Below are 12236 nucleotides of genomic sequence, written 5' to 3' on the forward strand. Positions count from 1 at the left end.
TATGCGCGCTTGGCGTGCAGGTCCGTGCAAGCTTCGCGGAATACCTATGAGCACAGGCCTTGATGCAGTTGATCGACCCGCGAATGGCACGATTGTATTTTATCGTGGCTCAGGCGGAGTAATTTCGCATTCGACGTGTATTTCTTTGGCAAATGCTATTTGCAAAATATTGCAACTATGATTCTTCTTGCTGCGTAAGTGCTCTGCGTATCGTGATTCGTGAATATCTTTGATGCTGAATGACTTGGCGGAGATTCCGAATGATAGGTCTGGATATTGAGAGTTGGGCGCTGACGCGAGCTCATCATATTGTCCTGAACGAGGGATTGAATCTTGCGAAGGCGGCGCAAGATCTGGATCGCAAGCGGTCGCGTACGCTGGTATACGAGCTTCAGAAAGTTATCGCCGCCGCCATTCTTGAAGCGCATGCAGCCTCGATCAATTCCAATAGACTGCAGGCGGGGCAGGAAGCCTGATTTTGTCTTGCCTGGACGCGGTGGCCATCGACTGAACTCGGCGACTCCGGCCGTTGCAAAGGGCGGAGGAGGAACCCCATGAAGAGAACCTACACGGGCAGCTGCCATTGCGGCAAAATCCGCTATGAGGTCGATGCCGATCTCCAGGCCGGCACCGGTCGCTGCAATTGCTCGGTCTGCGGCAAGCGGCGCTATTGGGGCGCGATCGTCAAGCCTGAGGATTTCCGCCTGCTGTGCGAGGAGACAGCGGCGGGCGACTACCAGTTCGCATCGATGAGCGGCCATCACCGCTTCTGCCGGATCTGCGGCCTGCATGCCTACGGGCATGGCCATATTCCCGAGATCGGCGGCGACTACGTTTCGATCAATATCGCCTGCCTCGACGACATAACGCCGGAGGAGCTCGCCGCGCTGCCCATCCGCTACATGGATGGGCGCCACGACAACTGGTGGAATGAGCCGGCGGTGACGAGTTACCTCTAGGCCCTTTCAGGGTTCTAGTCTCAGGCAGGCAGCCTGGCAGCCCTGCTGCGCTCGGCGCGCAGGCCGAGAAGCCCGGCGCCGGTTACCAGAATGATCGCCGTTGCGTAGAGATCGGTGGTCAGCTGGTAGCCGAGAGACTTGGCGAGGAAGCCGGCGAGAATGGCCGGAAGGCTAAACGCCAGATAGCTCTGGATATAGAAGGCCGACAACAGGCCGGCGCGCTCGTCGGCCTTGGCGAGCGGCATGATCGTGCCGATCGACCCGAGGAAGTTTGTGCCGAATCCGGCGCCGGTAAAGAAGGTGCCGACGAGCAGCAGCGGCACGTTGCCGAAGTGGACGCCGGCGACAACAGTCAGAATTCCAAGCGTGGTCGCCGCCGTGCCGAAGCCGAGATTGGCCGCGCCGGACTTGGCGCGCCTGAGATAGACCACAACCGCCCCCGACACCATCAGCGCCGTCACGATCAACCCGCCCGTGAGCGGCGCCCGGCTGCCCGTCGTGCTGGCGACCAATGACGGAACCAGCGAGAGGTAGAAGCCGCCAAGCGTCCAATTGGCGATGTTGATCGGCGTCACCAAGGCGAGCGGCCGTTTGACCTGCGGCGGAATCGAAATTGTCGGCTTCAACGAATTCCAGAAACCCGGCCGACGGCCGCCAGTCTCCCGGGTCGCCCAGATGGCGCCGGCTTGCCCGGCGAAAGCCGCGAGCAGGATGGCATAGACGAGGTGGAGCGGGAAGGGACCATACTGGATCAGGGCGCTCGTGCCGACTGCACCGACCGCCATGCCTGACAGCGGTGCGATGGAGTTGACGATCTGGCCCTTCGCCCGGTCGACGTCGACCAATGCTGCCCCAATCGAGGCGCCGGCAATTCCGGTTGCCAGGCCTTGCACGATCCGCGCCGCGATCAGCCAGTCTGGGCCGCTTGCCACGACGAACAACGCCATGGCGACGATCTCCAACATCAGGGCGGTGAAGATCACCGGCTTGCGGCCGAGGTGGTCGGAGATCGAGCCCGCTATCAGCAGTGCAGTCAGGAGCGCGAAGGCATAAACCGCGAAGATCACGGTGATCAGCACCGGCGAGACCGCAAAGCTTTCCTGATAGATTCGATAGAGTGGCGTCGGCGCTGCGGAAGCGCCGAAGAAGGTTGCCAGCGTAATTGCATGGAAGGGGATCGGATTACGGGAGGTCGGTGTGGATTTGGCGGCGCCGAACATATATAAGCCTCTTAAAGCTAATTTGTTGCGTTAGCCATGTAGGTCGACCTGCCACTAAAAGCAAATAATTTGCGTTAACAGCTCGATCAAAGATGTTGAACCATGCGCCGGCGCAGGAAACAGGACGTTAGAAATGGCAGCAAAAGAAAATCCCCGGCCGGGCGGCCGCAGCGCCAGGGTGCAGGCTTCAGTGCATCAGGCAGTCCGCGAACTGCTGGCCGACATGGACCGGGCAGACGTGACAATCCCGCTGATTGCAACAAAGGCCGGCGTTACCCCGTCGACCATCTACCGTCGCTGGGGCGACCTGCAGGAATTGCTGGCCGACGTCGCCGTCGAGCGCCTGCGCCCGGACATGCAGCCGATCGACACCGGCAGCGGCCGAAGCGATCTTGAAGCCTGGGCGGAACAGTATGCCGAGGAGATGTCCTCCGGCGTTGGGCGCGAGATTATCCGCGACGTGCTGGCCGCGCAGGACAATGCCAATGCCGCCAAGTGCTGCGCCTTCACCCGCGAGCAGGTGGAGCTGCTGAGCGATCGGGCGCTCGCGCGCGGCGAGAGCTTTCCGCTGGTCGATAGCGTGATGGATCAGGTCGTTGCGCCGATCATCTACCGCATACTTTTCGGCGACGAGCCAACCGCCGAGCGTGTGCGCGGCCTCGTGTCCGGCGTGATGGCGAAGGATGCGGCGGTCACTCCGCCGCCGCCCGCTTCTGAGCGGAAATCTGCGTAATGTAGGCCCTCAACGCTGCCGGGCGCACCGGTTTGTGTTGGAGCCCAATGCCGTGCCGCTCGACTTCGGCGCGGACCTCCGGCGTGCGGTCGGCCGTGACGATCAGCGCCGGAATGAACGCCATGAAACGCTCCCTGAGCGTCAGGATGGCGGAAACGCCGGTGCCGTCGCCGAGGTGATAGTCCGCGATCACGAGATCCGGCGGCGGCTGGCGTGTATCGAGCGCGCCGACATCGGCCAGCGAACCCAGGCATCGCACCTCGCAGCCCCAGCCGCTGATCAGCAGCTGCATGCCTTCCAGAATATGCGGCTCGTTGTCGACGCAGAGGACCTTCAATCCCTGCAGGCTCTGCGCCGAATGCTCCACCGGCTGGGCTGCGCCCAAGCGCTCGAGTAGTCGCGACGCGTCGCGCGGCATGACGATGCGGAAATCCGTGCCCTTGCCGTGTGTCGAGTGGAGTTCCACCGGGTGATTGAGGACACGCGCGATGCGATCGACGATCGAGAGGCCGAGGCCCAGTCCGGAAGCCGTCCTGGCGCCTTCGTCGAGACGGGCGAATTCCTTGAAGACCGTCCGGAACTTCGAAGGCGGAATGCCGATCCCGGAATCCATCACCTGGATGACGACCTGATGTCCGCGCCGACGCGCACCAACCAGCACCTTTCCGTCGATCGTGTATTTGATCGCGTTGGAAACAAGATTCTGCACGAGGCGGCGAAGCAGGTTGGGATCGGAGCGGACCCGAAGCGAGGTTGGCATCACCACCAGCTTCAGGTTTTTCTCACGGGCGATCGGCTCGAAGTCCGTTTGGATCCGCTCCAGCAGGTCGGAAAGTGGCACGGAGGCGAGGCGCGGCCGCATCGCCCCGGTGTCCAGCCGCGAAATATCGAGAACCGCGCCAAGGATGGTTTCGACCGATTCCAGCGCGGAATCGATGTTGCGAACGATCGCACTGCTTTCGGACTTTCCCATGCGCTCGACAAGCGCCGAGGAATAGAGCCGGGCCGCATTGAGCGGCTGCAGGATGTCGTGCCCGGCAGCGGCGAAGAAGCGTGTCTTTCCTAGATTGGCTTCGTCGGCGGCGGCTCTCGCTTCGCCGAGTTCGCGATTGACACGGGTCAGTTCCGCCGTCCGCTCGGCAACGCGCTGTTCCAGCGTTTCGTTCGCCTGCTTGAGCGCTCGGTCGGCGGCGACGCGTTGGGTGATGTCGGTAAAGGTTGCGACGATGCCCTTGTCCGGCATCGCGTTGGAGCGCACTTCGATGATGCGTTCGCCGCCGCCGAGCACCAGCGCGAAGGGTTTGTCCAGCGTCAGGAAGTGCCGGACGGTCTGGTTGACGTCGCCGGCTGGCACATCGCCGCGCTGGCTGAGGATCGCCACGATGTCGGCGAGCGGGAAGCCCACCTGTCCGGTATTCTCCGGAAGGTCCAGCAACTGCCGGAAACGGCGGTTCCAGATCGTCAGGTTGTTCGAGCTGTCGAAGACAGCGATGCCCTGGTCCATCTGAGACAGCGCCGTCTGCAGCATGTCCTGGTTATATTGCAGGGCCTCGCTCGCCTGGTCGAGCAGCCAGGCGGTGTCGGCCGAGGCGTCCTCCACTTTCTGAAGGATCAGCGACAGCACAAGTCGAGCGGAGGAAGAGCCGATGGCGCTGCCGAGTAGCTGTTCCGCAAAATGAATGAGCGCCATGTCGGCTGGTTGGTCGTCCTCCAGCTTGCGGCCCGAATTCTGCTGGTAGGTCTGGAACGAACGCTCCATGCGCTCCTCGCCGAGATAACGCGAGACCGTCGCCTTGAGATCGGCGATACTGATGCGGGTCTTCCAGCCGCGCGTGGCAAACTGCGAGCGGGACTGCCGCTTGACGAAGATGCCGGCCTGGATGCGTTCGAGCGGCCGCGCATTGCGGGTAACCGATCCGACGACGAAGAAGGCGGTGTTGACGAGCAGGCTCATGACCGTGGCATTGACCAGCGGATCGGCATCGGGTGCCGAAAAGATCGTCGTGCCGGGAAAGATGAAACCGAGGACTGCGCTTGCGACACCCGAATAGTCCGGTCCGCCAAGCGAAGGCAGGAACAGCAGGTAGACCCAGATCACGAAGCCCGACGTCAGCCCAAGAATGGCACCGCGCGCATTGGCTCGCCGCCAGACAAGGCCACCGAACAAGGAAGGGGCCATCTGCGCAATCGCGGCGAAGGAGAGGAGGCCGATCGAGGCCAGCCCCGTCGTGCTGTCGGTTGAACGATAATAGGCGTAGCCGAGCAGCAGTACGGCGAAGATCGCGCTGCGCCTTATGTTGAGCAGCGTCTTGGCGAAATCGCTGCGCTGACCCGAGCAGTCGACGAGCTTCCGGTGCAGGAAGATCGGCATGATGATGTCGTTCGACACCATGATCGACAGCGCCACCGAAGCGACGATCACCATGGCGGTGGCGGCGGAAAAGCCGCCGATGAAGGTAATCAGCGAGACAAAGGGCATCTGCCCGGTAAGCGGTAGCGAAAGCACGTAGAGATCGGCATTGCCGCTGCCGCCAAACGTCAGCAGGCCACCGATCGCCACCGGCAGCACGAAGAGATTGATGGCAACGAGATAGAGAGGGAAGAGGAAGCCGGCCAGCCGAAGCTCCCGGGCGGTCCTGTTCTCGACAACGGTGACGTGGAATTGTCGCGGCAGCATGATGATCGCAAACGCGGACAACAGCGTCAGCGTGATCCAGCGGCTGATCGGTGTCTGGTAGTTCAGGGCCGAGAGCACGAGCTGGTTTTCGCTGGCCTTCTGCCAGAGATCGGATGGACCGTCGAAAAGGAACCAGACCACGCAGACGCCGGCGGTGAGGAAGGCAAACAGCTTGACCACCGACTCCATGGCGACGGCAAGGATCAACCCGTCCTGGTGCTCGGTCGCATCCGTGTGGCGCGTGCCGAACATGATCGCGAAGCAGGCGAGCACTAGCGTTACGAGCAGTGGCAGGTCGAGAAAATAGAGGTTGCCGCTGCCGATGCCGTAATCCGACGGGTTGAGCATAGCCGTCACGGTGCTCGACACCGATTTGAGCTGCAGGGCGATATAGGGGATAGCGCCGACGAGGGAGATCAATGCCACGATTGTCGCGACCGCCGGATTCTTGCCGTAGCGCGCGGAGATGAAATCGGCGACGGATGTCAGCTTCTCGGCCTTCGCGAGCTCGATGATCCGCCGCAGCACCGGCATCCCGAGCGTGAAGACGAGGATTGGGCCGATATAGATGCCGAGGAATTCCAGCCCGCGTTGCGATGCCAGTCCGACACCACCGAAATACGTCCAGGAGGTGCAGTAGATCGCGAGGCTGAGCGCATAGACCGCCGGGCGGCCGCCCACGGGCGTTCCGAACATCCGACGCCTGCGGTCGCCATGGCTCGCGACCGCAAAGAGCAGCAGCAGATAGCCGAAAGCAGATGCAAGTATGACCCAGCCTGGCAGCATTGAACCTCCACCGATGCACCATGCACCGGTTCTCCCGGACTATTGGAGATTACGGGAATTTGGCGTCCTTGAACATCAGGGGGTGTATAGGTCTTAAGTCAAAGACCGCACGCCGGCCCAATAATTTGTAATTGGCAATTGAATAATTGCATTGAACATGTAGCTAATAAAAACAATGACCTGTCAGTGCGACTGCATCAGAGGGAGACGGATCGGATGCTCAATGAGTTCAAAGCATTTATCGCCCGCGGCAATGTCATGGACCTTGCTGTCGGTGTTATCATCGGCGGCGCTTTCGGGGGGATCGTCAGGTCGCTGGTGGACGATATCATCATGCCGATCGTCGGTGCCATTTTCGGCGGCTTCGACTTTTCGAACTATTTCATCGGCCTGTCGTCCAACGTGAACGCGCCGACACTGACTGCTGCCCGCCAGCAGGGCGCGGTCCTGGCCTATGGCAGCTTCATCACGGTTTTGATCAACTTCATGATTCTCGCATGGATTATCTTCCTGATGGTCAAGGGCGTGAATACGCTCCAGAAGCAGGTGGACAAGCAGATGAAGATCAAGGAGGCCAAGGACGAGGCCGCCGCGCCGCCGGCCGATGTGGCGCTGCTGACGGAAATTCGCGACCTGCTGGCCAAGCGTCCGGCCGTCTGATGAGATTATGAGCCTTCGCCGACGGGCGCGGGGCTCATCCATCACGAAAATCGATATCGCATCACCGAATGTCATGGGATTTGCCGCCTTATTTGCTTTATATGGGCGCAAACCGGAGTGATGCATGTCGATAGTCAGCAGTCTTAGCCCGCGCGCCCTCCTGGCGCCAGAAAGCGGGATCGTCGAAGTCGTCAACTATGCCCGTGGCCGTGACGGCCTCCTGCCGCTTTGGGTCGGCGAGGGAGATCTGTCGACGCCGGATTTCATCAACAAGGCGGCGATCGAAGCGCTGTCGAGCGGCGAGACCTTCTATACCTATCAGCGCGGCATCCCGGAACTGCGTCAGGCGCTTTCCGACTACTATGCCAGACATTTCGACCTCTCTCTGCCGGTCGAGCATTTCTATGTCACTGGTTCCGGCATGCAGGCGATCCAGATCGCCGTGCAGGCGCTGACCTCGCCGGGCGACGAGCTTGTCTACCTGACGCCTGCCTGGCCGAACATCGCCGCCGCCCTGGAAATTGCCGGCGCCCGATCGGTCGGCGTGCAGCTGACCTTCGAGGGCGGCAAGTGGGCGGTCGATCTCGACCGCATCGCGGCGGCCATCACCCCGAAGACCAGGGGGCTGTTCATCAACACGCCGTCCAATCCGACCGGCTGGACCGCAACCAAGCATGATCTCGCAGCCATCCTGGCGCTCGCGCGCAAGCACGATCTCTGGATCATGGCCGACGAGATCTACGCGCGCTATTACTTTGCCGGCGGTCGCGCGCCGTCCTTCCTCGATGTGATGGAGCCCGACGACAAGGTGATGTTCGTCAACTCCTTCTCCAAGAACTGGTCGATGACCGGCTGGCGTGTCGGCTGGATCGTTGCCCCGCCGCAAACCGGCCAGGTGATCGAGAACCTCATCCAGTATTCGACCTCGGGCGTGGCGCAGTTCATGCAGCGTGGTGCGGTCGCGGCCCTGAATGAGGGCGACAGCTTCGTGCAGTCGAACATCGACAAGGCCAGACGCTCCCGCGACATCCTGTGCGACGCGCTGATTGCAACGAACCGCGTCGAGACGCTGAAGCCGGACGGCGCCCTCTATGCATTCCTGAAGATCGACGGCGTGACCGACAGCCGCAAGGCAGCGATCGACATCGTCGACAAGACGGGTGTCGGGCTGGCACCCGGCGCGGCGTTCGGCGCTGGCGGCGAGCTCTTTCTGCGCGCCTGCTTCCTGCGCGACCCGGCCCAGATCCAGATGGCGGCCGACAGGCTGTGCGACTACATCCTCAAGCTCTAGGAGTGTGGAGCCGGCTCGACCCGGGCGATTATCCTTCCCAGACCATAGCTAGATTGCTCCGAGCGTCTCGTCGAGCCAGTTGAACACGCGCAGGTCCCTCAGCCCATATGCCGCCGGCTCGCAGTGCAGGTCCGCGCCGTCGGATGCCGAGAAGGGGATCAGCGTCTTGGGACAGCTCAAGAGGTCGTATAGCTGGCGCGACTGCCCTGGCCAGAATGCTTCGTTGGCCGGCTCGGTAATCAGCATCGGGCACTCGATCTTCCCGGCAACGTCCATGAGGTTGTACGCCATCGTCGCTTTGAAGGCGTCGAAATACGACGTCACGCCATAAGGTCTCATCCGGAAGGCCACGGATTTCTTGGTGGCCGGGTCCAGCATCTTGTTCAGATTGCCGTCGAACTCATCCTTGCGGCCTGCCTTCAGGAGTTCGATCATCGGAGGCGGCAGCGTGGCCGTCCATGATTTGGAAACATCGCAGACACCGGGATCAACGATGGCGGCGGCGATCCGCTTCTCAAACGCAACCGCGCGCGGAACCCAGTATCCGGCCTGGCTGATGCCCTGGATCGCGATCCTCTTCGGATCGACACCGGGACGGCCCAGGGCAAAGTCGACCACCGGCGTGACAACATGCTCCCAATCCGGCCTGAAGGTGAGTTGCTGCTTCCACAGGGCGTAACCTTGTCCGGCCCGTCGAACGTCAGGCAGTCGTAACCTCGCGCCGTTGCTCCGGCTGCGCCAAGCATCCACATGTCGAGCGCTGAGCCGTCGCTGCCGTTGACGAGGATCAGCAGGGGGCGCTTTTCCCGGGCGCTCTTGCCCCGGAAATAGAAGCCACGCAGGCCTACGCCCTCATAAGGAATGCTGATCTGTTCAACTGGGGGATCGCATAGATCGATCGACTTCAGCCAGCAATCGTCCATCATCTGCCAGGCTGCCGCAACCCGCATTGGATCACCGGTGCCGTCCGCGAAGTAGATGGCGCTGTCATAGAAACTCTGCGTCCAGAGATAGGCCTGCCGCGCGCTTTCCGTGTGACCGCCATCTGCCGAGTTTTCGGCCAGGAGGCGGGCTTCATCGCCAGCGGCGATCATCGCCCGGTACGCGCTGTCGAAGTTGCCGTCTTCGATCTGCCGGATGGTGAACAGGACCTTGCCGATGTTTGCGCCCTGGTAGTAGGCGCGACCGAGGCTCGCCAGGAGGACGAATTCGAAGGCGGAGTTCTTGAAGAAATAGGTTGTCTGATGGGCGGCCAACGGCGTTGTCGGCAGATTGGTCGTTTGGTGCGCAAGGTCTTGCGCCTCTCCGGCGGAGGGTTCGGTCGTTGCTCCCGCGCCCGTCCCCACTCCTCAGCGCTCTTTTTAAGGCCGGACTGCTTCCTCGTCATCCTCATGGATCCCCCTCCGGATGCCTGCCCACGGATGCTAAAGCGTGGGGACTATAACATCTTCGCGGCCCGATGGTTAGAGGCATTGCAACCGCAGGGGTTAGACTGGCGCTCTGGCGCTCGAAGGAAACTATTTATCGTTGTCACTAGTCGATTGGCGCTTCGTGCGCGACCCGGCGCAGATCGAGTTCGCTGCCCAACGGTGCTGCGACGACATCCTCAAGCTTTAATGGGATCAAAAGCTGACAGACGAAGGTGCGCCTGCGGCTCCCTCACGGCAATAGCCTGGAGGAGCGAGGCGGCTTCAACCGCCAAGCTCCACTTTCGCTTAGGATTGCCTAGCTCCTCAATCGTTGATTTCGGGCTCGACGAGCTTTGCCAGATTGCGCAGCGATTCCTGCCAACCGAGATAGCATGCCTCCGGGGGAATAAGGTCCGGTACGCCCGCCTGGACAACATTCAGTTCGGTGCCGACAGAGACCTTCTTCAAGGTTACCGTGACCTCCATTTCACCGGGAAGGTTCGGGTCGTCGAACTTGTCCGTGTAACGGAGCTTCTCGTTCGGAACCAATTCCAGATAGCTGCCTCCAAAGGAGTGGCTATTTCCAGTCGTAAAGTTCCGGAAGGACATCCTGTGTGTTCCGCCGACCGCTGGCTCCAGATGATGCACCGTGCAGGTAAACCCATTTGGCGGAAGCCATTTGGCTAGCGCATCCGCCTCCAGGAATGCGCGATAGACTTTCTCAGGGCTGGCAGCCAGGATGCGGTGAAGACGTATCGTGTTGGGCATGATGATCCTCCTTTGAATGCAGCATGGGAATGCCCGAGGACGAACCTATCTTTGTCACTCCGACAATGGATTGAAAATATTCGCTCTCAGCCTATGTCGGTTCCGTGTCCAGTAGGGCTGGCATTGTTGCTCCTGCCAGTCCAGTTGTCTTTACGACTGGCATGCCAGCTATACAGCTTGGGCATGTTTGGTGTAGCAATTCCCTTAGAGGTTTAGCGGGGAGAGTGGGACCGTGGTGAGGAAGATAATTTCTCTCTTATTGGGAACGGTGCTCGTCATCTCCGGAATCTATGGCGTCCTGTACCTGCTGTATTTCACCGTTTATCCCGTCAGGACCCTGTATTATCTGGTGCCCGGCGGGCTGTTCGTCATTGGGATAGTGATCCTGTGGGAAGATCTTACCAAATTCCTTCGGCGGCATTGAAAGTCAGGACCTGTGAGCTGCCGCAGAAAAGAGCCCTCGAAATAGTACATCGATAAAATTGTAGCGGAGCCCGAAATCGGCCTCTAACCACGCCATCAAACTTACCCGCGAGGAAGCCCCGCAGCGCGCTTTCGATAGGAAATTCTGAAAGGAAAGCAGCGTCAGATGCCCCCGCGTGAATGAAGCGGGGATGCGGGATATGGCAATTTTGGTCACGGGTGGCGCGGGCTACATCGGCAGCCACATGGTCTGGACATTGCTGGATGCGGGCGAAGACGTCGTTGTCCTGGACAATCTTTCGACCGGCTTTCGCTGGGCGGTCTCTCCGCGTGCGCGCTTCTATCTCGGCGATGTCGCCGATGCCCAGCTTCTGAAGACGATCTTCATCGAGAACGACGTCGACGCCATTATCCATTTTGCCGGCTCCGCGATCGTGCCTGCATCCGTCGCCGATCCGCTTGCCTATTACGACAACAATTCCGGCAAGACGCGGGCGCTGTTGAGCGCTGCGATCAATGCCAACATCCGCCATTTCGTCTTTTCCTCCACCGCCGCCGTCTACGGGCCGCAGAAGACGTCCGAGCCGGTCAGGGAGACCGCGCCGCTCAATCCCGAGAATCCTTACGGCCAGTCCAAGCTGATGACGGAATTCATGCTGCGGGACGCGGCGGCAGCCTACGACTTCAACTATGTCGCGCTGCGCTACTTCAACGTCGCCGGCGCCGACCCGTTGGGGCGCAGCGGTCAATCGACATCAGGCGCCACCCACCTGATCAAGGTCGCCTGCGAGGCGGCACTCGGCAAACGCACCGGCGTTCATGTCTACGGCATCGATTACCCGACTCATGACGGTACCGGCGTGCGCGATTACATCCATGTCAGCGATCTCGCCGCGGTTCACCTGAAGGCGCTGCAGCATCTGCGTCGTGGGAGCGGCTCGCTGGTTGCCAATTGCGGCTACGGCGCCGGCTATTCGGTGCTCGACGTGCTCAACATGGTCACGCGCCTGCACGGACACTCCTTCAAGATCCACATGGCGCCGAGGCGTCCGGGCGATGCCGCAAGTGTTGTTGCGGACTCAAGCCTTGCCCAACGCGTTCTGGATTGGAAGCCGACACACGATTCATTGGAGACAATCGTCCAAAGCGCGCTCGACTGGGAACAGTTCCTGATGGATCGCAACGTCGACGATCTTCAGAGCCTCCATCGAGCGCTCGCCGCCGCCTCGTTCTGAGAAACGAAATCAATCCCAGCCCGGCCATCGACTATGCCGTCGAGTGCGCTAAGGTGGCATGACGGTTGATGGCAC

At 60.9% G+C, this 12236-nt stretch carries 11 protein-coding genes; 6 read left to right on the top strand and 5 right to left on the bottom strand.

The window, feature by feature from the left end; all coding sequences use genetic code 11:
- The first annotated feature begins 260 nt into the window (after positions 1-260).
- Both AF71_RS25900 and AF71_RS25905 read left to right on the top strand, forming a co-directional pair.
- Entirely contained in the window at positions 261-476 is a 216-nt protein-coding gene (locus AF71_RS25900) for a hypothetical protein (protein WP_018116992.1), read from the top strand.
- Between the two features lie 78 nt (positions 477-554).
- Positions 555-959: a GFA family protein gene (locus tag AF71_RS25905; RefSeq protein ID WP_018116993.1), complete on the top strand. Its 405-nt coding sequence runs from the start codon at positions 555-557 to the stop codon at positions 957-959.
- A 20-nt stretch (positions 960-979) separates the two neighbouring features.
- Here the strand turns inward: AF71_RS25905 and AF71_RS25910 are convergent, their stop codons facing one another.
- On the bottom strand, positions 980-2179 hold the full coding sequence (locus AF71_RS25910) for an MFS transporter (RefSeq protein ID WP_169683776.1): 1200 nt from the start codon (positions 2177-2179) through the stop codon (positions 980-982).
- Positions 2180-2312: 133 nt separating this feature from the next.
- On the opposite strand from AF71_RS25910, the gene AF71_RS25915 reads away from it, so the two are divergent.
- Complete coding sequence (locus AF71_RS25915; RefSeq protein WP_018858573.1) at positions 2313-2912, top strand: TetR/AcrR family transcriptional regulator; 600 nt, start codon at positions 2313-2315, stop codon at positions 2910-2912.
- Here AF71_RS25915 and AF71_RS25920 read toward each other — a convergent pair.
- A complete protein-coding gene (locus AF71_RS25920; RefSeq protein WP_169683777.1) occupies positions 2872-6375 on the bottom strand; it encodes a PAS domain-containing hybrid sensor histidine kinase/response regulator in 3504 nt (1167 codons plus the stop codon). The two genes, AF71_RS25915 and AF71_RS25920, sit on opposite strands and share 41 nt — an antisense overlap.
- Positions 6376-6591: 216 nt before the next feature.
- Here AF71_RS25920 and mscL point away from each other — a divergent pair, with 216 nt between their 5' ends.
- Entirely contained in the window at positions 6592-7035 is a 444-nt protein-coding gene (gene mscL / locus AF71_RS25925) for a large conductance mechanosensitive channel protein MscL (RefSeq protein WP_018858571.1), read from the top strand.
- A 124-nt stretch (positions 7036-7159) separates the two neighbouring features.
- The gene (locus AF71_RS25930) at positions 7160-8326 is read left to right on the top strand and encodes a pyridoxal phosphate-dependent aminotransferase (RefSeq protein WP_169683778.1); all 1167 of its coding nucleotides are present in this window, start codon (positions 7160-7162) and stop codon (positions 8324-8326) included.
- Between the two features lie 48 nt (positions 8327-8374).
- On the opposite strand, the gene AF71_RS25935 is transcribed toward AF71_RS25930, so the two are convergent.
- The 3 genes from AF71_RS25935 to AF71_RS25945 all read right to left on the bottom strand — a co-directional run bounded on the left by AF71_RS25935 (position 8375) and on the right by AF71_RS25945 (position 10503).
- Positions 8375-8761, bottom strand: coding sequence for a hypothetical protein (locus AF71_RS25935; protein ID WP_169683779.1), 387 nt, complete (start codon positions 8759-8761; stop codon positions 8375-8377).
- Positions 8758-9672, bottom strand: a complete 915-nt coding sequence (locus AF71_RS25940) for a hypothetical protein (RefSeq protein ID WP_169683780.1) — start codon at positions 9670-9672, stop codon at positions 8758-8760. Before AF71_RS25940 ends, AF71_RS25935 begins: the two co-directional genes overlap by 4 nt.
- Before the next feature lie 387 nt (positions 9673-10059).
- Positions 10060-10503 carry an SRPBCC family protein gene (locus AF71_RS25945; RefSeq protein WP_169683781.1) on the bottom strand — a complete coding sequence of 148 codons (444 nt, stop codon included), beginning with the start codon at positions 10501-10503 and terminating at the stop codon, positions 10060-10062.
- A gap of 623 nt (positions 10504-11126) precedes the next feature.
- On the opposite strand from AF71_RS25945, the gene galE reads away from it, so the two are divergent.
- Positions 11127-12161: a UDP-glucose 4-epimerase GalE gene (galE, locus tag AF71_RS25955; protein WP_169683782.1), complete on the top strand. Its 1035-nt coding sequence runs from the start codon at positions 11127-11129 to the stop codon at positions 12159-12161.
- Positions 12162-12236 lie beyond the last annotated feature (75 nt).

The sequence above is a fragment of the Rhizobium sp. 57MFTsu3.2 genome, from assembly GCF_012932765.1.
In the GTDB taxonomy this organism is placed as follows: Bacteria; Pseudomonadota; Alphaproteobacteria; order Rhizobiales; family Rhizobiaceae; genus Rhizobium; species Rhizobium altiplani.

Bases quoted from the DNA above. Each gene is read 5' to 3' on its own strand.
- AF71_RS25900 (WP_018116992.1), top strand. From the start codon at position 261: ATGATAGGTCTGGATATTGAGAGTTGGGCGCTGACGCGAGCTCATCAT.
- AF71_RS25905 (WP_018116993.1), top strand. From the start codon at position 555: ATGAAGAGAACCTACACGGGCAGCTGCCATTGCGGCAAAATCCGCTAT.
- AF71_RS25910 (WP_169683776.1), bottom strand. From the start codon at position 2,179: ATGTTCGGCGCCGCCAAATCCACACCGACCTCCCGTAATCCGATCCCC.
- AF71_RS25915 (WP_018858573.1), top strand. From the start codon at position 2,313: ATGGCAGCAAAAGAAAATCCCCGGCCGGGCGGCCGCAGCGCCAGGGTG.
- AF71_RS25920 (WP_169683777.1), bottom strand. From the start codon at position 6,375: ATGCTGCCAGGCTGGGTCATACTTGCATCTGCTTTCGGCTATCTGCTG.
- mscL (WP_018858571.1), top strand. From the start codon at position 6,592: ATGCTCAATGAGTTCAAAGCATTTATCGCCCGCGGCAATGTCATGGAC.
- AF71_RS25930 (WP_169683778.1), top strand. From the start codon at position 7,160: ATGTCGATAGTCAGCAGTCTTAGCCCGCGCGCCCTCCTGGCGCCAGAA.
- AF71_RS25935 (WP_169683779.1), bottom strand. From the start codon at position 8,761: ATGATCGAACTCCTGAAGGCAGGCCGCAAGGATGAGTTCGACGGCAAT.
- AF71_RS25945 (WP_169683781.1), bottom strand. From the start codon at position 10,503: ATGCCCAACACGATACGTCTTCACCGCATCCTGGCTGCCAGCCCTGAG.
- galE (WP_169683782.1), top strand. From the start codon at position 11,127: ATGGCAATTTTGGTCACGGGTGGCGCGGGCTACATCGGCAGCCACATG.